Source organism: Lysinibacillus sp. NPDC097868 (genome assembly GCF_044761135.1).
Lineage (GTDB): Bacteria > Bacillota > Bacilli > Bacillales_A > Planococcaceae > Lysinibacillus.
In genome coordinates this window covers 1-21,411 of the sequence record NZ_JBIWBS010000006.1, presented here as the reverse complement: position 1 = coordinate 21,411, position 21,411 = coordinate 1, and the positions used below count along the sequence as shown (strand labels likewise).

19 protein-coding genes, 1 rRNA gene and 1 riboswitch are annotated in these 21,411 nt (G+C 39.6%); of the genes, 1 reads left to right on the top strand and 19 read right to left on the bottom strand.

The features are described from left to right. Window positions 1-13 precede the first annotated feature (13 nt). The 5 genes from pcrA to ACIQXJ_RS21700 form a co-directional block, all read right to left on the bottom strand. The gene (gene pcrA, locus ACIQXJ_RS21720) at window positions 14-2,266 is read right to left on the bottom strand and encodes a DNA helicase PcrA (RefSeq protein WP_403057546.1); all 2,253 of its coding nucleotides are present in this window, start codon (window positions 2,264-2,266) and stop codon (window positions 14-16) included. 31 nt (window positions 2,267-2,297) lie between these two features. Further along, entirely contained in the window at window positions 2,298-2,987 is a 690-nt protein-coding gene (pcrB, locus tag ACIQXJ_RS21715) for a heptaprenylglyceryl phosphate synthase (protein WP_403057543.1), read from the bottom strand. 108 nt (window positions 2,988-3,095) lie between these two features. Continuing rightward, window positions 3,096-3,416 (bottom strand): YerC/YecD family TrpR-related protein, encoded by a 321-nt coding sequence (locus ACIQXJ_RS21710; protein ID WP_004225717.1) that lies wholly within the window; start codon window positions 3,414-3,416, stop codon window positions 3,096-3,098. Window positions 3,417-3,432: 16 nt separating this feature from the next. Continuing rightward, entirely contained in the window at window positions 3,433-4,485 is a 1,053-nt protein-coding gene (locus tag ACIQXJ_RS21705) for a DUF3048 domain-containing protein (RefSeq protein ID WP_403057540.1), read from the bottom strand. 85 nt (window positions 4,486-4,570) lie between these two features. Continuing rightward, window positions 4,571-6,292 (bottom strand): adenine deaminase C-terminal domain-containing protein, encoded by a 1,722-nt coding sequence (locus tag ACIQXJ_RS21700; RefSeq protein WP_403057537.1) that lies wholly within the window; start codon window positions 6,290-6,292, stop codon window positions 4,571-4,573. Between the two features lie 311 nt (window positions 6,293-6,603). On the opposite strand from ACIQXJ_RS21700, the gene ACIQXJ_RS21695 reads away from it, so the two are divergent. Then, window positions 6,604-7,044, top strand: coding sequence for a hypothetical protein (locus ACIQXJ_RS21695; protein WP_401013495.1), 441 nt, complete (start codon window positions 6,604-6,606; stop codon window positions 7,042-7,044). A gap of 92 nt (window positions 7,045-7,136) precedes the next feature. On the opposite strand, the gene purD is transcribed toward ACIQXJ_RS21695, so the two are convergent. The 14 genes from purD to rrf all read right to left on the bottom strand — a co-directional run. Beyond that, complete coding sequence (gene purD, locus ACIQXJ_RS21690; RefSeq protein WP_403057534.1) at window positions 7,137-8,393, bottom strand: phosphoribosylamine--glycine ligase; 1,257 nt, start codon at window positions 8,391-8,393, stop codon at window positions 7,137-7,139. Window positions 8,394-8,655: 262 nt separating this feature from the next. Further along, on the bottom strand, window positions 8,656-10,182 hold the full coding sequence (gene purH, locus ACIQXJ_RS21685) for a bifunctional phosphoribosylaminoimidazolecarboxamide formyltransferase/IMP cyclohydrolase (RefSeq protein ID WP_403057531.1): 1,527 nt from the start codon (window positions 10,180-10,182) through the stop codon (window positions 8,656-8,658). Window positions 10,183-10,367: 185 nt separating this feature from the next. Next, window positions 10,368-10,937 (bottom strand): phosphoribosylglycinamide formyltransferase, encoded by a 570-nt coding sequence (purN, locus tag ACIQXJ_RS21680; protein ID WP_403057528.1) that lies wholly within the window; start codon window positions 10,935-10,937, stop codon window positions 10,368-10,370. Beyond that, window positions 10,937-11,992, bottom strand: coding sequence for a phosphoribosylformylglycinamidine cyclo-ligase (gene purM, locus ACIQXJ_RS21675; protein WP_403057525.1), 1,056 nt, complete (start codon window positions 11,990-11,992; stop codon window positions 10,937-10,939). The genes purN and purM overlap by 1 nt, the downstream gene beginning before the upstream one ends. Before the next feature lie 179 nt (window positions 11,993-12,171). Then, window positions 12,172-13,596, bottom strand: a complete 1,425-nt coding sequence (gene purF / locus ACIQXJ_RS21670; protein WP_403057522.1) for an amidophosphoribosyltransferase — start codon at window positions 13,594-13,596, stop codon at window positions 12,172-12,174. Beyond that, window positions 13,572-15,806, bottom strand: coding sequence for a phosphoribosylformylglycinamidine synthase subunit PurL (gene purL, locus ACIQXJ_RS21665; protein WP_403057519.1), 2,235 nt, complete (start codon window positions 15,804-15,806; stop codon window positions 13,572-13,574). The genes purF and purL overlap by 25 nt, the downstream gene beginning before the upstream one ends. After that, window positions 15,793-16,476, bottom strand: a complete 684-nt coding sequence (gene purQ / locus ACIQXJ_RS21660; protein ID WP_340822209.1) for a phosphoribosylformylglycinamidine synthase subunit PurQ — start codon at window positions 16,474-16,476, stop codon at window positions 15,793-15,795. The genes purL and purQ overlap by 14 nt, the downstream gene beginning before the upstream one ends. Before the next feature lie 2 nt (window positions 16,477-16,478). Beyond that, a complete protein-coding gene (gene purS, locus ACIQXJ_RS21655) occupies window positions 16,479-16,727 on the bottom strand; it encodes a phosphoribosylformylglycinamidine synthase subunit PurS (RefSeq protein ID WP_024364458.1) in 249 nt (82 codons plus the stop codon). 2 nt (window positions 16,728-16,729) lie between these two features. Further along, entirely contained in the window at window positions 16,730-17,440 is a 711-nt protein-coding gene (purC, locus tag ACIQXJ_RS21650) for a phosphoribosylaminoimidazolesuccinocarboxamide synthase (RefSeq protein ID WP_403057516.1), read from the bottom strand. 127 nt (window positions 17,441-17,567) lie between these two features. Then, the gene (gene purB, locus ACIQXJ_RS21645) at window positions 17,568-18,863 is read right to left on the bottom strand and encodes an adenylosuccinate lyase (protein WP_403057513.1); all 1,296 of its coding nucleotides are present in this window, start codon (window positions 18,861-18,863) and stop codon (window positions 17,568-17,570) included. A 13-nt stretch (window positions 18,864-18,876) separates the two neighbouring features. After that, on the bottom strand, window positions 18,877-20,001 hold the full coding sequence (gene purK, locus ACIQXJ_RS21640; RefSeq protein WP_403057510.1) for a 5-(carboxyamino)imidazole ribonucleotide synthase: 1,125 nt from the start codon (window positions 19,999-20,001) through the stop codon (window positions 18,877-18,879). Next, entirely contained in the window at window positions 19,998-20,486 is a 489-nt protein-coding gene (purE, locus tag ACIQXJ_RS21635) for a 5-(carboxyamino)imidazole ribonucleotide mutase (RefSeq protein WP_401013469.1), read from the bottom strand. Before purE ends, purK begins: the two co-directional genes overlap by 4 nt. A 212-nt stretch (window positions 20,487-20,698) precedes the next feature. After that, a riboswitch (purine riboswitch) is annotated at window positions 20,699-20,797 on the bottom strand. A 91-nt stretch (window positions 20,798-20,888) separates the two neighbouring features. After that, window positions 20,889-21,083 carry an NETI motif-containing protein gene (locus ACIQXJ_RS21630; RefSeq protein WP_401013466.1) on the bottom strand — a complete coding sequence of 65 codons (195 nt, stop codon included), beginning with the start codon at window positions 21,081-21,083 and terminating at the stop codon, window positions 20,889-20,891. A gap of 233 nt (window positions 21,084-21,316) precedes the next feature. Then, a 5S ribosomal RNA gene (gene rrf, locus ACIQXJ_RS21625) occupies window positions 21,317-21,411 on the bottom strand; the annotation flags it as partial.

Below are 21,411 nucleotides of genomic sequence, written 5' to 3'. Positions count from 1 at the left end.
TAAGTTCCTCCGCTTACGCTTTTTCAATAGGTGCAAATTGCGCTAGTAATCGCTTAATACCAATTGGTTGTGGAAAAGCAATATCTAGTTCTGTACTATCACCCTCACCTTTTACGCTAACAACCATACCTGTTCCCCATTTTTTATGAATCGCTTTATCTCCAGCTTTCCAACCAAACTGGTCACCCCCAGTTGCTTGTAGGCGTGCCGTTGATGGTTGTGTATGTTGTTGTGCGCCAAGTGTCCGTTTTTGATAACCACTTGCCGAACGATTACTTGAGCCAAATGGAACTTCAGGCTTTGAACCACCTTTTGAGATGGATTCTAAAATATCCTCTGAAATTTCACGTAAGAAACGGGAAGCATTGTTAAAGCTTGAACGACCAAAAATCGTTCGAGATTGCGCACATGTTAAATACAACCGTTCCTCTGCACGTGTTATGCCGACATAGGCGAGGCGTCGTTCCTCTTCCATTTCATCAGTATCATCAAGCGAACGAGAATGTGGGAAAATATTTTCTTCCATGCCAATAATGAAAACTACAGGGAACTCTAACCCTTTAGCAGCATGCATCGTCATTAAAATGATATTGCCTTTAGATGCATCTTCCTTATCAAGCGCATCAATATCTGCAATTAGAGCTAAATCTGTCAAGAAGGCAATTAAGCTCTTCTCTTCACTACGTTCTTCAAACGCTTTTGTCACAGATAAAAATTCTTCAATATTTTCTAAACGACTTTCCGCTTCAATGCTCTTTTCATTTTGTAGCATCGCTCGATAGCCTGATTTCTCAATAACTTGCTCTACAATTTCTGTTACGGACAAGTAATTTTGCATTTCAGTAAAGCCTTTAATCATCGCATAAAAATGTTCGGCTGAAGCAGCGGCTTTCCCTGTTAATCCCATAAACACAAGATCATTCATTGCATCAAAAATAGAGCGATCCTGATCAATTGCATAGCGTGCCATTTTTTCGAATGAGGTTGCACCAATACTACGCTTCGGTTCATTGATAATACGCGCAAGCGATAAATCATCGTCATTGTTCGCAATAAGACGTAAATAGGCTAATAAATCCTTTATTTCTTTACGGTCATAGAACTTTGTACCACCGACAATTTGATAAGCCATATTAGACTTAACTAACACTTCCTCCATTACACGAGACTGTGCATTCGTACGATATAAAATGGCAAAGTCATCAAATGTACGATTTTCCTTTTCCATCAGCTGTTGAATCGTTTGTACGACAAACTGTGCTTCTTCCTGCTCATTATAAGCTTTGTACAAAGCAATCTTTTCACCATGTGCATTTTCTGTGCGCAGCTCTTTTGGGTAACGGCTTGTGTTATTTTGAATGACGTCATTTGCAGCTTGAAGGATGCGTTTTGTTGAGCGATAATTTTGCTCTAGCATGATGACTTTCGCATTCGGATAATCCTTTTCAAAAGACAGGATGTTCCCAATATCTGCGCCACGCCAACGATAAATTGATTGATCCGAATCCCCTACTACGCAAATATTTTTAAATTTCTTCGCTAGTAATTGCACGAGTAAGTATTGGGATTTATTCGTATCTTGATATTCATCAACATGGATATATTGAAATTTATTTTGATAAAATTCAAGCACTTCAGGTACTCGCTTAAATAATGTAATCGTCGTCATAATTAAATCATCAAAATCAAGTGACTGATTGCGACGTAATCTTTTTTCATATCCTTTATAAACACGAGCTACCGTTTTTTCATAAGGATTTTGTTCATTAATTTGCCCTGCATATTCATCTGCAGTTATGCATTCATTTTTTGCTGAGCTGATCGCATTTAAGATTGCACGCGGTTCAAAACGCTTAGGGTCAATATTTTCATCCTTCAAGACATTTTTTATGACAGAAAGTTGGTCAGTAGAATCTAAAATCGAGAAATTGCGCGAAATGCCAAGCTGCTCAATATTACGTCGTAAAATGCGTACACACATTGAGTGAAATGTTGATACCCACATGCTGTCGCCAGTTCCATTTCCGAGAATGCCATCTATACGCTCACGCATTTCACGAGCTGCTTTATTCGTGAACGTAATGGCTAAAATCTTCGATGGGTATACTTCTTTTTCTATGATTAAATACGCCATACGATGCGTCAATACTCTTGTTTTTCCTGAACCAGCACCTGCCATAATTAGTAATGGCCCTTCTGTTGTTTTCACTGCTTTTTCCTGTTCAGGGTTCATACCTACTAATAAGTTTTTTGTTAAATGCTCCATTTCGCACCACCTTACAAACATTTGTTCCTAATTATATCGCATTTTTTACTGCCTTAACAGTCGCAAGTGCAGCTTTTAAATCTTCATAAATAATATTCCCTACAACGACCGTATCAGCAAACTGTGCCATTTCTGCAGCTTGCTTTGTAGAAGTGATGCCACCTCCGTAAAATAGCTTTGTATTTTGCAATTCATTTTTTACAGCACGTACCATTTCAATGTCGCCATATTCACCGCTATATTCTAAATAAAATACAGGTAGCTTAAAGAAATTTTCAGCCATGCGTGCATAGGCAACAACATCATCTACTGATAAATCTGTCTTTGCTTGTGTTACTTCTGCAACTTTACAATTTGGATTTAAAATACAATAACCTTCAGCGACTAACTCATCCCACACCATGATATCTCCGTATTCTTTAATCGCCTCATGGTGCAAATTTTTAATCCATTTCGGATCATCACTATTTAACACTGTTGGAATGAAATAATAATCATAGCCAGGTGTTACTGAATCAATCGTTGAAATTTCCAGCGCTATTGGTACTTCAAAGCGACGAACTCGGACAAGTAAATCTAATACACTATCTAATGTTACCCCATCTGTTCCACCAACTAAAATGACATCTGTTCCAGATTCACAAATTTTTTCTAATGCTTCATCCGATATATCCTTTGCTGGATCTAGCTTGAACACATGTCTCCACTGTAAATAATCCATCTATTTTACCACCTATCATTTTCTATCTACTCGTTTACAAGTATAGCTTATGACTCTCGACAAAAAAATAAAAAAGCTGAGCAGAAACTCTACCCAGCCTCTTATCTACTATTCTTTTGGTGCTTGGAATGGCTTTTCATCTGGATACAAACGACCTAACATTTCATCATATGTATCATTTCCATAATCAAAGCATCGACGTACACGAGAAATCGTTGCTGTACTTGCCCCAGTCTCCTTTTTAATGGATTCATAGGTTTTCTTTAAACGTAATAAATGCGCTACCTCAAATCGTTGTGCTAGCGATTGAATCTCACTAATCGTACATAAATCATCAAAAAATTTATAGCATTCTTCAATGTCCTTCAGTTCTAATACTGCTTTAAATAACTGATCTGTTTGATGCCCTCGAATTTTTTCGATTTGCATGCAGTTTTCCTCCCTCTTAAGGCTGCGTTTTCACCATTGCTTCTAACCCTGGTGAAGCTGGTACGAAATGAACCCATGTCTTTCCTGGAACTAGCTTCACAAGTTCACCAGTCTCTTCGACAGCCGTTGGTAATCCATCGATATTAGCCCATTTTACTTCTCTTAAATAACCATTTTGAAATACATACGCATTTCCACCAGAGGTTAAATCAATATCTTGGCGACCTACATCATCAATTGTTTGATGCTTCATTTCAAAAAATAAAACATTTGCAAATGTTAATGCTTCACCTGTTAACATATCCTTTGTTTCAACGCCTGCCGATTGTCGTCCATAACGATTTGTTTGATGATCATATACATACGTGTTGTGGAAAGAATTACTATTCCCATAGTAAATGTCAACTTGACTTGTTTCAACGCCTATTTTACCACGTTCATCGGGTTCATAAAAAGCCTGATGCACTTTTTCACTGTAATTCATTGAAGCGCCTACTTTTTCAGCGCCATTTAATATATTTTCAGAAGTGATATAGGAATTATGTGGGGCTACACGATCGTTAGAACGTTTAAATAGTGTGCCATCATAGTTCATTCCATTAATATTATCAACAACATTATTGCTAAGCATCGTTTTCGCCTCTGGACTATAGCCGTGTGCTACATAAAATGCACCAAAGCTCTTTGCCATATCAATAAAATAAGAACGAGCACTTCTGACCGGTCCAATATTTTCTGGTAATTCGCTTTGATAGACGGCTAGGAAGCGAGTGACATTTCCTTCTGCTAGCATTTCGTAAATAATATCTGCTGCTGCCAATCCTGATTGAGGACGAGCAGCAGGATGATTGTTAACAGTCACAATAATTGGACGCTGTGTCACTTCTTCTTTGACAGCCTCTCCCGTTAATGGGGCCAAAATTGTCTCTTCCTTCACAGGCTCTTCAATAGCTGGTTCATCATCTACTTTAGTTACGTCCTCTTCTTGTTCAGAGGCATCTTTAGAACATCCGCCGATAAACAAGGCGCTAAATGCTAGGCCAACTAATAGTTTCTTTGATTTCAACACTTGCATTACTCTCCTTTAGTCAATACCGCCTCGATGTAAAAGTGTATGCTACTGCTCTGGCGCTACAAAAAATGTGCTACTACACTTAACGCATAACTGCAGGTAATAATAATTTATTCTTCATTACATCAAAAATCCCTTTAGGTGTAATTCGAATATACGGTAAATGCGTAGATTGTAAAAATAGTAAAGTATAAATAGCGTCGCCTAGACGATAGCCACGTTCTGCTAATGCTTGCTTTAAGGCAAGCTCTTTTACTGTAAGCTCCTCCACGTCGCCTTGATATAGAAGACCACCAATTGCTAACGGAACGGATGCTACAACTTCTCCTTTTTCTACAAGGACAATACCTCCACGCATAGCCTTCATCTCTTCAAACGCTTTAAGCATATCGTCTTTATTTTTCCCGATAAGCAAAATATCCCCAGTATTTGAATATGACGATGCAAAGCCTTGAACATTTGTTGCAAATCCTTTAATCATCGTATTAACATGCCAGTTTCCACTTCGGTTAATGAGCATTAAATAGCTTTCATCATGGTTTGCAAGCTGTCCTTCTCTAGTGATTAACGAATTATAAGGTTTCGTAATAACATCATTTACTAATTCAATCCCAAATGGCATGGAGAATTGGAAGTCATGGGAAGTTAGTGAAAAATCCAATTCGAATGATGGAATTGCTTTATAGTCGATTGCATTAAAGCGATGCACACGTGCGCCATCACGTTTTAACCAAACACCTTTTGACAGTACACTTTCTGGGACTGGATGCCATTCATCTTGCAAAATATTAAGAGAGGCAAAGCGACCCGTCGCAATAAAGCCATGTAAGTTTGACATATTGTAATAACGCGCAACATTATATGATGCCATTTGGTAGGCATCTATTGGTGAGACGCCTGCATCTAAAGCGACCTGAATGCATTTATCCATTACACCATCTTGATGGAATGAAGGCGTTGAGCCATCAGTTGTCATCATTAAATGGTCGAAAATAGGTAGTTGTTTTTCTACGATTCCTTTTAATAGATTCGGTAAATCAGGGCGAATAGAAGAATGACGAAGCGTTACTGCAAATCCTTGCATAATTCGTCGCTCTACTTCTTCCACCGTCATCGCTTCATGGTCGCCATCTGCACCAAGTAATTTCATACGCGCTAGAGTACGCTCTGAAGCACCTGGGAAGTGGCCTTCAATCTTTTTGCCATGCGCCTTGGCCATTTGCATGCGATACAGCATTAAATCATCACCATGCAATAATTTTGGCCAACCAGTTAGCTCGCCACCTAACAATACATCATCACGTTGTAACCATTCTAAAATAGAAGTATTTGAAAAAATCTCCTCTTCCTGTTCCATTTCAGTCTGTGAGTCAAACCGCGTCCACCAATAAAAAGCGAACGGTAACTTCTTCAACTCATCTAATATTGAAAACGCTTTCTTATTCTCTAAAGATAATACAAAACTTAAATTATCTGAGATAAAAGCGGTAGTACCTAGTTGCCCACAAAAATCAGCAAAGGACTGTGGATGGTACAACTGGAACGGATGAACATGAGGTTCAATATATCCTGGAACAATCGTTTTATTTGTACAATCAACAATTTCTGTGCCTTCTATTAAAGGAGGCATTCTGTCCCCCGCATAAACAATACGGTCTCCTGAAATCCAAATGTTTCCTACCACCCATTGCTTTAACATGCTATGTAAATAACGTGCATTTTTCAAGACAATATTAGGCGCTTTTTTGCCATCTATGACAGCTATATGTTGACGCAATTGCGAAATTCTCCATGTCGAATCCATGTAAATCGCTCCTTCCTAATTTGCGTAAAATTTCATTGTGTAAATCCTACTTGAATTCACATACTACTATTGCATAAACGCTTATTTGTATTCATTGCGCCTTTTGCGTAATGATTCGCATTTTGAATAGGACTTATTATTTGATGCCTTTCAAAATCCGTGCCACATATCTTCTTTTATTTTATCTACTAAAAGACGATAAAATAATGCTGCTTTATGCAATCATCTTGTTTCAATCGTAACACAGCACTTTCATAAAGCAAAGTGCACCCCGCTTTATTTTTTCCACTATGACTAAAGGAGGAAATTATATGATGCAACAAGCAAATCTAAGTGATAAAAATGCCTTTTGCCGCTTTGCCCTTGGGACAAGTATGACGGCGTTTGGTATCGCTAAGGTATCTAGAAATCCTAGCTGTATGAAAGGACGACTTATGATTGCATTAGGAGCCATGAAAATGGCTGAAGGTATTTTTAAATATTGTCCTTCGAAGGCAATGTTGAACACAAATGTGGAAAATGCCATGAACACCTCTATGCAAAGTATGTTCAGTGGGCAAAATTCTATGTCTTCTGAACAAAATTCTATGTCTTCTGAACAAATCAGTAAACTTATGAAGGATTTCTCCTCTGCTATTACTGGAAATTCGTCAGAAATGACAGCAAGTTTTAATTCATCTGACACCAGCACTTCAACACAAAATTCCTCGGATAGTAAAAATTCTACAAATAAAGCACAAAATCCTTCTTAGTCAAAGAAGCCGTCTCAATCAACATGAGACGGCTCCTTACTTTTTTAGAGAAATGATATGTCTATGAAAAATAATTATTTCAGGTAAAACTGTTATTTAAATGTACGCCAGCCGATATCTTTGCGGTAGAAAAAATTATCCCATTCTGCTGTTGCGATACCAGCATAAACTTTTTCTTGTGCTTCCTGTAGAGAAGATGCTTTAGCAGCAACAAGTAAAACTCGCCCACCATTCCCTACAAACTTTCCATCTACAAGCTTCGTACCTGCATGGTAGACTGCATGTGATGCAGATAATGCTTCTAAGTTCGGTAAGGCATTTCCTTTTACTACATCACCAGGATAGCCTTCAGCAGCAATGACAACACCTAACATAGCTTCGTTTGACCATTGCAAATCAAATGGTTTTTCATCCATTAGTGCGCTCATAAACGCACCGAAATCCGATTTCATGCGTGGTAATACGACCTGTGTTTCTGGGTCACCAAAACGAGCATTGAACTCGATTACTTTAGGACCACTTTTTGTTAAAATAAGACCTGCATATAAAATCCCAGTAAAGGATACCCCATCTGCTTCCATGCCTTTAACAGTAGGTTCAACAACAGTCTGATACGCTACATCAACTACATCCTGTGAAATTTGTGGTACAGGTGAATATGCACCCATTCCACCAGTATTTGGTCCTTTATCGCCGTCATATGCACGTTTATGATCTTGTGCAATGACCATAGGATAAATTTGACCCTTGTGAACAAATGACATAAAGGAGAACTCTTCACCATCAAGGAATTCTTCAATGACAACACGAGATGAAGATTCACCGAAACGTTGATTACCAATCATATCTTGCACTGCTTCAATCGCTTCTTCTTCCGTCATCGCTACAACAACACCTTTACCAGCTGCTAAGCCGTCTGCTTTAATAACGATTGGTGCTCCTTGTGCTTTAATATAGTTAATCGCTAGTTCTGCTTCTGTGAACGTCTCGTGGGTTGCTGTGGGGATATTATATTTATTCATAATATCTTTTGCATATGATTTGCTACTTTCAATTTGTGCTGCTGCCTTCGTCGGACCAAATACGCGTAGACCACGATGTGTAAAGAAATCTACAATTCCTTCTGCTAGTGGTTGCTCTGGACCAACAAATGTTAAATCTACTGCATTTTCTTTAGCAAATTGTGCAAGACCTGCAAAATCCATTGTATCAATAGCAACGACCTCTACATCTTCTCGCATACCGTCGTTACCTGGCGCAACGAATACTTTTTCTACGGACGGAGAAATGCTAAATTGTTTGGCAATTGCATGCTCACGACCGCCACTTCCTATTACTAATACGTTCATAATTAGTGAATCCTCCTCATTAAAGGTAAGGACTGTCTCCTAAATCGCTCCACACTTCTTTCTAGAAAAGTCCACTTCGCTTTCCGCGGCACAGCATTGGTTACTTGCTGTTTAGCGCTTCTTACTATCTTGTGCTTCTTCTACTTTAGTCGACTTGAAATTGGATATGAAAAAATAGCATACTAGAAACACGTCCAGTATACTATTTTTTCTATTAGGACAGACCCTTTGTTTTTTCTATTGGTTTATAATTGCTTATCGATTAATGCTTGAAGTGACGTACACCTGTAAACACCATAGCAATGCCGTATTCATTTGCTTTATCAATTGAATCTTGGTCTTTAATAGAGCCACCTGGTTGAATAATTGCTGTAATACCTGCCGCATACGCGGCCTCCACAGTATCACTCATTGGGAAGAATGCATCAGATGCTAGTGAAGCACCTTTCGCCTTATCACCCGCTTGCTCGAAGGCAATTTTCGCAGCACCTACTCGGTTCATTTGGCCAGCACCAACACCTAAAGTCATTTGCGAATCTGTTACAACGATTGCATTTGATTTCACATGTTTAACTACAGACCAGCCAAGTTGTAATGCTTCCCATTCTTCCTCAGTCGGTTCTCTGTCTGTCACTACTTTAATGTCAGCATCTGCAAAGCCATAGCTATCTGGCTCTTGTACAAGTAAACCACCTTCAACAGAGACAACGTTAAATTGATCTTTTTTTGCTTGTTCAAACGGAATTGTTAGTAATCGAATATTTTTCTTTTGTGTTAAAATATCTAATGCTTCTTGAGAGAAAGCAGGTGCAATAATAATTTCTAAGAAAATATGGCTTAACTTTTCTGCAGTAGCCGCATCTACTTCCAGATTCAATGCAATAATACCACCGAAAATTGACGTAGAATCAGCTGCATATGCTTTATCAAAAGCTTCTTCTAATGTTACGCCTGTACCAACACCACAAGGATTCATATGCTTCACAGCAACGGCTGCAGGCATTTCAAACTCTTTTACGATTTGAAGTGCCGCGTTCCCATCTTGAATGTTATTATATGATAATTCTTTTCCGTGCAGTTGCGTTGCATACGCTAATGAGAAATCGGACCCAAGGCGTTTTTGATAAAAGGCTGCTTTTTGGTGAGGATTTTCGCCATAACGTAAGTTTTGTTTTAACTCGTAAGTAAGCGTTAAGCTTTCAGGGAATGCTTCTTCAGTTAAATGATTCGAAATATAAGAATCATAAGCTGCTGTGTGACGGAAGACTTTTGCCGCTAGCTTACGACGTGTTTCAATTGTTGTAGCGCCAGTTGCTTTCAGTTCTTCTAAAACTTGCGCATAGTCATTGCTATCTACAATAACTGTTACGTATTGATGGTTTTTAGCAGCAGAACGTAGCATAGTTGGCCCACCAATATCAATATTCTCGATGGCATCATCCCATGTTACATTAGGCTTTGAAATTGTTTCAACGAACGGATAAAGATTAACACATACAATTTCAATTGGTTCAATGCCGTGCTCATTCATTTGTGCTTGATGAGAAGCATCATCAAATTTCCCTAATAGTCCACCGTGAATCATTGGATTTAAAGTTTTCACACGACCATCTAAAATTTCTGGGAATTTTGTTACTTCATCCACTGCTGTTACTGCGACATCATTGTCCTGTAACATTTTTTTTGTACCACCAGTTGATAAAATTTCATAACCTAATGCCACTAATTCTTTTGCAAATTCTAAAATACCATCTTTATTGGAAACACTGATTAATGCACGTTTTGTCACAACGAAATCCTCCTAATTTGTCTCGTGTTTAGCCACGAAAATGTCTAGCCAATTTGATTTAGCGGTGTTAGGTGCTAATTGAACGACTCGTTCTACTTGAGCGGAGTTCATCATGAATTGATCGAATCTTACGGGAGTAATTAGCGTTTCCCGTTACAATAAGCAAGACCTAACTACCTACCAATCTACTTTAATAATTGCTGTAATGCCTTTGTATATAGTACATGTTCTTCTTTATGAATAGCAGTTTCAGTTGCCTCGCGATTCCCTTCGATAACTTCAACAGCAGCTTGTGCAATAATAGGCCCTGTATCCATGCCTTCATCCACAAAGTGCACCGTAACACCTGTCACCTTAACACCGTGCTCTATTGCTTGGCCAATCGCATCTTTTCCTGGGAAGGATGGCAATAGTGAAGGGTGGATATTAACGATACGCTGTGGATATGCCGCCAATAGCACTTCACTAATTAAACGCATATACCCTGCAAGTACAATCCACTGCACACCACATTCACGTAAAGCTTCAATAATAGCAGTTTCATATTCTAATTTCGAGGCAAATTGTTTTGGGCTCAAAGCTAGCACTGGGATGCCAAATTGTTTAGCACGTGTAATGACAAATGAAGTAGGCTTATCTGTTACAACAAGCTCAACCTTTGCTTGTAGTTCTCCACGTTCAATGGCTTCTTGTATAGCTTGAAAATTACTGCCGCTCCCTGAAGCAAATACGGCAATTTTAACTGGTGCAGTCATTACACTAAACTCCCATCATGTGAGCCGTTAAATACAACACCCTCGCCTTTCACAACGCGACCGATTTTGTACGCTTTTTCACCATTCGCTTGTGCTGTCGCAATTACTTTATCTGCCTCTGCAGCGGGTACAGCCAATACGAAACCAATACCCATATTGAAAACATTGTATAAATCTTTGTCCTCCAGCTGACCTTTTTCCTTTAAAAATTCGAAAATACGAAGAACTGGCCAAGAACCTAAGTCAATTTCTGTTGCTAAGCCCTCTGGCATCATTCGTGGAAGGTTTTCATAGAAGCCGCCACCTGTTACGTGTGCGCAACCATGCACGTCAGCTGCTTTTAATGCTGCAAGTACTGGTTTTGCATATAACTTAGTCGGTACTAGAAGAGCTTCACCAATTGGACCTAAATCTTCGAAGCCTTCAACAACTGCGTCTACTGCATAGCCATTGTCAGCAAAAACAATTTTACGTACTAATGAATAGCCGTTTGAATGGACACCACTTGAAGCTAATCCAACAAGCACGTCACCTTCGACGATATTTTCACCAGTTACGATTGCTGATTTTTCACAAGCACCTACAGCGAATCCTGCTAAATCATATTCATCTTCTTCATAAAGGCCAGGCATCTCAGCAGTCTCACCACCGATTAAGGCAGCACCAGATTGTACACAGCCATCTGCAACACCTTTCACGATTTGTTCGATTTTTGCTGGTTCTGCTTTACCAAGTGCCACATAATCTAAAAAGTAAAGTGGCTCTGCACCTTGCGCTACGATATCGTTTACACACATAGCAACACAGTCCACGCCAATTGTATCGTGCTTGTCTACCATGAATGCTAATTTTAATTTTGTCCCAACACCATCTGTACCTGAAATGAGAACAGGTTCTTTAAGATTTAGTTCTGACAAGTCAAACATACCACCAAAGCCACCAAACGTACCCATCACACCTAGTCGATTCGTACGTTCAACGTGAGATTTCATTCGTTTTACAGCTTCGTAGCCCGCTTCAATATTTACACCTGCTTGTTCATATGCCTTTGACATGCAGAAATCCTCCTTTAAATTATTTACGCAGCAGTCCATTACTTTTAAAAGTAGAGGATATGTGCATGTTCAACATTCAGCGAGGAATAGTAATCCTTACTCAATGTAATTTCACCTTCAGCGGATACCCACCAAATAACTGTGGGCAGTCCGACAAGGATTCATCCATTAACATCCACTTAGCGTAAAAGCTCTTTTTCATGTGGTAAGATTGTATCTGGGAAAATTTCAGTTGGGTATTTGCTTGTAAAGCATGCTAGGCAAAGACCTTTGTTCTCATCCTCAAATGGACGTGCTATCGTTTCTACCATACCTTCAACTGAAAGGAATGTTAGTGAATCAGCACCAATGGTATCTCGTATTTCATCCACATTATGACTTGAAGCAATTAACTCTTCATGTGTCGAAGTATCAATACCGTAATAACAAGGGTCAGTCATTGGTGGAGAAGAAATCACTACATGCACCTCTGCTGCACCTGCATCTTTTAGCATTTTGACAATTCGACGTGATGTTGTACCGCGAACAATCGAATCATCTACCATCACAACCCGTTTTCCTTTGACAACTTGAACAACAGGTGAAAGCTTCATTTTTACACCGCGTTCACGTAATTCTTGCGTCGGTTGAATAAACGTACGGCCAACATAACGATTTTTAATTAAACCTAACTCATATGGAATACCGCTTTCTTCAGCAAAGCCAATTGCTGCAGAAATACTTGAATCTGGTACACCTGTTACCACATCCGCTTCAATATGTGCACATTCACGTGCGAGTTGTTTCCCCATACGTTTACGTGCCATATGCACATTAATACCGTCAATATCAGAATCTGGACGTGCTAAGTATACATATTCCATCGCACACATTGCGCGATTTTCCATATTAGCAAAACGGTCAGATTTTACGCCCTCATCGTTTATAATTAATAATTCCCCTGGTTCCACAGAACGAACAAACTCTGCCCCTATTAAATCAAACGCACAAGTTTCAGAAGCAACAACCCAACCATCTCCTAGTTTTCCAAGAGATAATGGACGTAAACCATGTGGATCACGTGCAACAAGCATTTCATCTTTTGTCATAATTAAGAACGAATACGCACCCTTTAGTAATGAAAGGGCATTTTTCACCTTCGCTCGGAATGGTGAATGCGAGCTTTTCTTAATAAGATGCGCTAACACTTCTGTATCTGAGCTAGAGTGAAAAATACTACCTTGACGCTCTAGATATTGCTTTAAGTGTGTCGCATTGACTAAGTTACCGTTATGAGCAATTGAAAGGCTACCTGTAGATGAATGAAATAGTAATGGCTGTACATTTTCGATACCGCCACCACCAGCAGTCGTATAACGAACATGCGCAATAGCCGCTTTTCCGTCCACTGCCTTTAACTTCTCTTCATTGAAAACATCATTCACTAATCCTTCGCCTTTCACCGCGCGAAGGTGAAGACCGTCAGAAACGACGATACCAGCACCTTCTTGTCCACGGTGTTGAAGAGCATGAAGCCCGTAATAACTAAGGTGTGCTGGATTTGGATTGCCCCAAATACCAAACACCCCACATTCTTCGTTTAAGCCTCTGAGTTCAGCAAGCATGGGATTGCTCCTTTCCAATTAGAACGGAATTCCTCCACTGTACCTTCTACCAGCACACCGTTGTCCCCGTTGATTTTAACAAGCGCATCGTTCGTTACGACACCGATTTTTAGTGCACCTTCTACTATTTCTACAAATGCAGCTGCATTTTCTTCTTTGACAGTTACAACAAAACGGGATTGTGTTTCACTGAATAGAGCCGTTGTTGCAGAACCTGTTAAAGTTACATCAATACCAAGGCCTGGCGCACCAAAAGTAGTTTCTGCAAGTGCTACAGCAAGTCCACCCTCTGCTACGTCATGAGCAGATTGTACAAGTCCCGCTTTAATCGCTTTCAGCAATGCTTGTTGGCGGGCTGCCTCCACCTCTAAGTCTATAGCTGGTGCTTTTCCTGAGATTACACCATTATTTAATAATTTTTGAAGCTCAGAGCCACCGAATTCAGTTTTTGTTTCACCAATAACGAATACGACATCACCAGCCGCTTTTACATCTTGCGTTGTTACATGTGCTAAATCTTCTATTAGTCCTACCATACCAATTGTTGGTGTTGGATAAACAGCTTCTCCTGAACGTTCATTGTAAAGTGATACGTTACCACCGATTACTGGTGCATTTAATGCTGTACAAGCAGCAGAAATACCATCAGCAGATTTTTCAATTTGCCAGAAGATTTCTGGTTTCTCTGGATTACCGAAGTTTAAGCAGTCTGTTATTGCAAGTGGTGTACCACCCGTTGCCACGATGTTACGAGCCGCTTCTGCTACTGCAATGGCACCGCCCACTTCAGGGTCAAGATAAATGTAGCGAGAGTTACAGTCTGTTGTCATCGCAAGACCTTTGTTCGTACCACGCACACGGATAACTGCAGCATCTGAACCAGGTGCCACAACTGTTGACGTACGTACTTGGTAATCGTATTGATCATAAACCCATTCTTTTGAAGCAATTGTAGGTGCTTTTAAAAGTGCGTTTAATGTTTCTTTGTAATCTGTTATAGCTGGCTCAGCGTTGTCCATTGCTTGGAATTCTGCATAGTATGCAGGCTCAGCAGATGGCTTATGGTAAACTGGCGCATCTTCTGCAAGTGCATCTGCTGGTACATTCGCTACAACTTCACCGTTGTGAAGTAAACGAAGCATTTTATCGTCTGTAACGACACCAATAGCTACTGCATCTAAATCATATTTATCGAATATCGCTTTAATTTCATCTTCGCGACCTTTTTTCACAACTAATAACATACGCTCTTGAGACTCGGATAGCATCATCTCGTAAGCAGTCATGCCTGTTTCACGTTGAGGTACTAAATCTAGGTTCATCTCTACACCAGATCCAGCTTTAGAAGCCATCTCTGCTGAAGAAGAAGTAAGACCCGCAGCACCCATATCCTGAATACCAACTAGAGCATCAGATTTTACAACTTCTAAGCAAGCCTCAAGTAGTAGTTTTTCCATAAATGGGTCCCCTACTTGCACAGCTGGACGTTGATTTTCTGATTCCTCTGTTAATTCTTCAGATGCAAATGTCGCACCATGAATTCCATCACGACCAGTTTTTGCACCTACGTACATAACTGTATTTCCTACACCTGCGGCAATACCGCGTTGTATATCTTTGTGGTCAATTAAACCAACACACATTGCGTTCACTAGTGGATTTCCTTCGTAGCAAGGGTCGAATTGAATTTCGCCACCAACAGTTGGAATCCCAATACAGTTACCATATCCAGCAATACCTGCAACAACTTCTTCAAATAAATATTTACCACGTGCTGATTTCAACTCACCAAAGCGTAGTGAATTTAGCATCGCGATTGGACGCGCACCCATTGAGAATACGTCACGAATAATGCCGCCTACACCTGTTGCTGCACCTTGATAAGGCTCGATTGCTGAAGGATGGTTATGTGATTCCATTTTAAATACAACTGCTTGCTCGTCACCAATGTCTACAATACCTGCACCTTCACCAGGACCTTGTAATACTTGTGGTCCCTTTGTAGGGAATTTACTTAAAACTGGTTTCGAATTTTTGTATGAGCAGTGTTCAGACCACATTACTGAGAAAAGACCTGTCTCTGTCCAGTTTGGTAGACGGCCTAAAATACCTTCTACCATTGCAAATTCTTCGTCTGACATCCCCATTCCAGCGTATAGCTTTTCATCTTTAATTTGCTGTGCTGTTGGCTCAAACTTAGTTGTTGACATGATTTTCCCTCCACTGCTTCACAATTGATTTAAATACTGCTAGACCGTCTGCTCCGCCCACTAGTGCATCGACAGCTCTTTCTGGGTGAGGCATCATTCCTAATACATTTCCGCGCTCGTTAATAATCCCTGCGATATCTTCTAAAGAACCGTTTGGATTTTCTCCTGAGTATGTGAACACGATTTGATTGTTATCTTTTAGTTTTTGTAATGTTTCCTCGTCACAGTAGTAGTTGCCTTCACCGTGTGCGATTGGAATATTAATTACTTGACCTTGCTCATATTGATTTGTGAATAATGTATTGTTGTTTTCAACTTTAAGCTGGATTGTACGACACATGAATTTAAGATTTTTATTGCGAAGTAAAGCACCTGGCAATAACCCTGCCTCAGTAAGAATTTGGAACCCGTTACAAACGCCTAATACGGGCTTACCGGCATCTGCTGCTTTTTTAACTTCAGCCATAATGTTTGATTGGTTTGCCATAGCGCCACAACGCAAGTAGTCGCCATAAGAGAAACCTCCAGGTACTAAAATACCGTCAAAGCCACTTAAATCTGATTCTGTGTGCCATACATATTCTACTTCTTCACCTAGTTCGTCTTTAATCGCATGATACATATCGATGTCACAGTTTGACCCAGGGAATACGAGTACTGCGAATTTCATGATTAGTTAGCCTCCTCGACTTCGTAACGGTAGTCCTCAATTACTACATTCGTTAAAACTTTTTCACACATTTCTTTAACTAGAGTATCTATATCACGCGCTGAATCTCCGACAGTTAGTTCAAGATATTTACCGATACGTAAATCTTCTACTTCACCATAGCCCATTTTTGCTAAAGAACCTTGTACTGCTGAACCTTGTGGATCTAGAATACTCTCACGTAATGTTACGTAAATTTTAACTTTTTTCATTGTTATTTGCCTCCGAGTCTAGAAAGAATAATAGTATATACTTCAGTTAAATTGCCAAGGTCTCGACGAAAGACATCTTTGTCCAACTTTTGCTTTGTTTTTGTATCCCATAGTCTGCACGTATCTGGTGAAATTTCATCTGCCAATAGGACATCTCCGTTTGTGTCCCGTCCAAATTCCAGTTTGAAGTCAATTAGCGTGACATCTACATCAGCGAAAATCGGTTGCAGTACTTTATTAACTGCTAATGCACCTTCATACATAGCTGTTACTTCTTCTGCTGTTGCTAAGTCAAGTACATCAATATGCTCCGTTGTAATAAATGGATCGCCTAACGCATCATCCTTATAATAAAATTCAACGATTGGGCGTTTTAATGGTGTGCCTTCTTCAAAGCCAAGACGTTTTGCTAAGCTACCTGCCGCAATGTTACGTACGACAACCTCAATTGGAATAATATCAACCTTTTTCACTAGTTGTTCCGTAGCAGACAATTGTTTTACGAAATGTGACGCAATTCCGTTAGCTTTTAATTTTTCGAAAATTAAGGAAGTAATGCGGTTATTTAACACGCCTTTGCCTTCAATCTCTTCTTTTTTCTCACCATTAAATGCAGTTGCACTATCCTTGTATTCTACTAATAGTATAGTAGGCTCTTCTGTTGCATATAATTTTTTGGCTTTACCTTCATACAAAAGTTGGTCTTTCGTCATTTCGTCATTCCCCCAGATTATTATGAAATACGCCTCGACGTATTGATGTTATGGATTTTGAATCTGGGATAAGATTCAAAACCCGTAACATCCGTCGTGGCACTAACTGTCTATCATTTCAATACGGTTAGTTAAGTCCAAGACGTTCAAAAATCATATCTACATGCTGTAAGTGGTAGTTGTAATCAAAGCACTCATCTAACTCTTCTTTCGTTAAGTATGAAGTGATTTTTTCACTTCCATCAACTAACGTACGGAATTGTACTTGCTCGTCCCACGCCTGCATCGCTAATGGCTGAACTGTATCATAAGCTTCTTCACGTACTAATCCTTTATCGATTAGTGCTAATAAAATGCGTTGAGAGTAAATCAGCCCAAATGTTCGACCCATATTACGTTTCATGTTTTCAGGGAATACTGTTAAATTTTTTACGATATTACCGAAGCGATTTAACATATAGTTCAATGTGATTGTCGCATCCGGTAAAATAACACGCTCAGCAGATGAATGTGAAATATCACGCTCATGCCATAACGCTACGTTTTCATAAGCTGTCACCATGTAACCACGCATTAAACGTGACATACCAACCATGTTCTCAGAGCCGATTGGATTACGTTTATGTGGCATAGCAGATGAACCCTTTTGCCCTTTCGCAAAGGCTTCTTCTACTTCTCTCGTTTCAGATTTTTGCAAACCACGAATTTCAGTTGCGAACTTTTCGATTGATGTTGCAATTAATGCAAGAGCACCTAAATATTGTGCATGTCGATCACGCTGTAATGTTTGCGTAGAAATTGGCGATGCTGCAAGCCCTAATTTATCACAAACATATTGTTCAACTCGTGGGTCAATATTTGCATACGTGCCAACTGCGCCAGACATCTTACCTGTTTCAATCACAGCTACAGCTGCATCAAAGCGTTCTAAGTTACGCTTCATCTCTTCGTACCATAAGCCTAATTTCAAACCGAATGTTGTTGGTTCAGCGTGCACGCCATGTGTACGGCCCATCATAACGGTATGCTTATGCTCTTTTGCTTTTGCCGCAATAATATCAATAAAATTCACAATATCTTTTCTTAAAATATTATTTGCTTGTTTAATTACGTAAGAAAGGGCTGTGTCCACAACGTCTGTTGAAGTTAAACCGTAGTGCACCCATTTACGTTCTTCGCCGAGTGTTTCAGATACAGCACGTGTAAAGGCAACCACATCGTGTCTTGTCTCTTTCTCAATTTCTAAAATACGATTTACATCAAATGAAGCATTTTCACGAATTTTAGCTACATCTTCTTTTGGAATATCGCCAATTTCTGCCCAAGCCTCACATGCTAAAATTTCAACCTCTAGCCAAGCTTGGTATTTATTTTGTTCTGTCCAAATTGCACCCATCTCAGGTCTTGTGTAACGTTCAATCATCGCTTATCTCCTTCTATTCTGACCAAATGCCAGAACTCTCGATTTGTTGTAGTGTTGCTTCTAAGTCTTTTGTCATAATCGTTACGTGGCCCATTTTACGGTTCACCTTAGCTTCAGCTTTCCCATAAAGATGTAATGACCATTCAGGATATTTTGCAATTGAGTTACTAAGTGGCATAACATGCTGCCCTAATACATTCACCATTATAGATGGCGCCCAAAGTTGTGGTTTACGCAGTGGCCAACCACAAATAGCACGGATATGCTGATGGAATTGTGATATATTACATGCCTCTATCGAATAGTGACCAGAATTATGAGGTCTCGGTGCTAGTTCATTAATAATAATGTCGCCATTTTCTAAAACAAACATTTCTACTGCCAGCGTCCCTACTAGATTTAAGTAATCAGCTATTTTTATAGCCTCTTGTTCAGCAACCTGTGCTGTCGCCTCTTGGATACGAGCTGGTACAATTGTTTCGTGTAAAATATGATGAACATGAATGTTTTCACCAACTGGCTGACAATATAATTCGCCATCACCGTTTCGTTGTACAATAACTGATACTTCTTTCACAAAAGGTACGAAACCTTCAGCAATACATTGTGAATGAGCAAAAAGCCCTTTTGCCAATGGTAAATCTGCTGCTGAATTTAGAAGTTGCTGCCCTTTGCCATCATAGCCACCTCTTGCAGTTTTTACGATACATGGGTAGTTGATCTGGTCAATGCTAGCTACTAACTCCTCATATGTATTGGCTACGATATAAGGAGCTACGGGACAACCTGCTTTAACGATTGCTTCCTTCTCAGTCACTCGGTTTTGTGTAATGCGTACTAATTCTGCTCCTTGTGGTACATAAGCCATTTGAGTTAAACGTTTTAAGCCTTCGTAATCGATATTTTCAAACTCATACGTAATAACGTCACTGACTTCGGCAAGTTCCTCGAGTGCGGCCTCATCATCGTAAGGTGCCACAATTCGAATGTCTGCAACCTGTCCACATGGTGAATCCATTGTCGGTTCAAGAACAGCTATTTTAAAGCCTGCTTCCTTAGCTGCTAGTGCCATCATACGGCCAAGCTGTCCTCCTCCGATAATTCCTATCGTTTGTCCAGGATAAATAATTTTTGTCACACTAAGTCACCTGTGCTTTCCAATACTTGTTGCTTCGTCGCCTCGCGTCTAGCATCTAGTTTATTAGCAAGCTCTACGTCTGTTGTCGACAAAATTTGCGCTGCAAGTAATCCAGCATTTGTTGCACCTGCTTTTCCAATTGCCACAGTTGCTACAGGTACACCACCTGGCATTTGTACAATCGATAAGAGTGAATCAAGACCATTAAGTGCACGAGATTGTACAGGCACCCCAATGACAGGTAATGTTGTTTTAGCTGCTACCATACCCGGTAAATGCGCTGCACCACCAGCACCAGCAATAATCACATGAATACCTCGCCCACGTGCTGCCTCTGCGTACTCAAACATTAAATCAGGAGTACGATGTGCAGATACTACTTTTTTCTCGTACGGTACTTGTAATTCATCTAAAATATCACACGCATGTTTCATAGTTTCCCAGTCACTTGAACTACCCATAATGACACCGATTTTCGGATTCATGAATTGTCGCTCCTTTTAAACGATAGAAAAATGATCGATTATTGTGCAAGCCTCTATTATTCAATAGTCACTGCATTTCTTTACTTTTTGAACAAAGAAAATCCTCAAATAAGCTACTCTCTACAATACACGTGAAAGCAGCTTACTTGAGGACTTATTATGAAAAGAATATGCAGATTTAGACATCTGTACACACACCTTCCCGTAACATGCCAAAAGTTGCTTTCCCGCATAGTCCAGCATTTACGGTGCCGGGTAGAGACACTAGAGCCAATCCTCTAGCATATATGGGGATTTAATTGTTTTCCTTATCACATTTTAACAATTGCAAACACTGACGTCAATGCTAAAATGCGAACAATTTATTTTAGGTATTAAATATTGTTCGGTTTTAAGTCGTATTTATTCAGAATCTTGACACAACATCGCTTTAAATTGTATTTTTTGACGTAAATACGTTGGTTCACCATTCACTAGATGGAAGACAGGTTCTTCTTTCCGTCCCATCGCTATATAGCCATCCTGGCGCATTCTTTCTAAACATTGATCAATTGTTTCATTTTCTTCTACTTCATACCAAATTTGCTTTTTCCCCAAACTGTTCTTCCTTCCAATCGTTTGTCATTTTTATTCTTCCTTACTTGTACTCCATTATACCCGATTTGACACATCCAGAATGCACGAAAATGTAACAATTACTAACGCTGCAATAATTCAAAAGTGTGTAAACAACACCAGAAGTTATCCTCGTTTTTCATATATTGTTATTACATTCTAAAAAAATTGAAAAAACAAAAAAGCCAAGGAATATATCCTTGGCTTTTTTTATTGCCTAGCGACGTCCTACTCTCACAGGGGGAAGCCCCCAACTACCATCGGCGCTAAAGAGCTTAACTTCCGTGTTCGGTATGGGAACGGGTGTGAC

What these genes read in the sequence shown, in the direction of transcription:
- pcrA (WP_403057546.1), bottom strand. Translation starts at nt 2,266, where the DNA reads ATGGAGCATTTAACAAAAAACTTATTAGTAGGTATGAACCCTGAACAG.
- pcrB (WP_403057543.1), bottom strand. Translation starts at nt 2,987, where the DNA reads ATGGATTATTTACAGTGGAGACATGTGTTCAAGCTAGATCCAGCAAAG.
- ACIQXJ_RS21710 (WP_004225717.1), bottom strand. Translation starts at nt 3,416, where the DNA reads ATGCAAATCGAAAAAATTCGAGGGCATCAAACAGATCAGTTATTTAAA.
- ACIQXJ_RS21700 (WP_403057537.1), bottom strand. Translation starts at nt 6,292, where the DNA reads ATGGATTCGACATGGAGAATTTCGCAATTGCGTCAACATATAGCTGTC.
- ACIQXJ_RS21695 (WP_401013495.1), top strand. Translation starts at nt 6,604, where the DNA reads ATGATGCAACAAGCAAATCTAAGTGATAAAAATGCCTTTTGCCGCTTT.
- purD (WP_403057534.1), bottom strand. Translation starts at nt 8,393, where the DNA reads ATGAACGTATTAGTAATAGGAAGTGGCGGTCGTGAGCATGCAATTGCC.
- purN (WP_403057528.1), bottom strand. Translation starts at nt 10,937, where the DNA reads ATGACTGCACCAGTTAAAATTGCCGTATTTGCTTCAGGGAGCGGCAGT.
- purM (WP_403057525.1), bottom strand. Translation starts at nt 11,992, where the DNA reads ATGTCAAAGGCATATGAACAAGCAGGTGTAAATATTGAAGCGGGCTAC.
- purF (WP_403057522.1), bottom strand. Translation starts at nt 13,596, where the DNA reads ATGCTTGCTGAACTCAGAGGCTTAAACGAAGAATGTGGGGTGTTTGGT.
- purL (WP_403057519.1), bottom strand. Translation starts at nt 15,806, where the DNA reads ATGTCAACAACTAAGTTTGAGCCAACAGCACAGCAAATTAAAGATGAA.
- purQ (WP_340822209.1), bottom strand. Translation starts at nt 16,476, where the DNA reads ATGAAATTCGCAGTACTCGTATTCCCTGGGTCAAACTGTGACATCGAT.
- purS (WP_024364458.1), bottom strand. Translation starts at nt 16,727, where the DNA reads ATGAAAAAAGTTAAAATTTACGTAACATTACGTGAGAGTATTCTAGAT.
- purC (WP_403057516.1), bottom strand. Translation starts at nt 17,440, where the DNA reads ATGACGAAAGACCAACTTTTGTATGAAGGTAAAGCCAAAAAATTATAT.
- purB (WP_403057513.1), bottom strand. Translation starts at nt 18,863, where the DNA reads ATGATTGAACGTTACACAAGACCTGAGATGGGTGCAATTTGGACAGAA.
- purE (WP_401013469.1), bottom strand. Translation starts at nt 20,486, where the DNA reads ATGAATCCGAAAATCGGTGTCATTATGGGTAGTTCAAGTGACTGGGAA.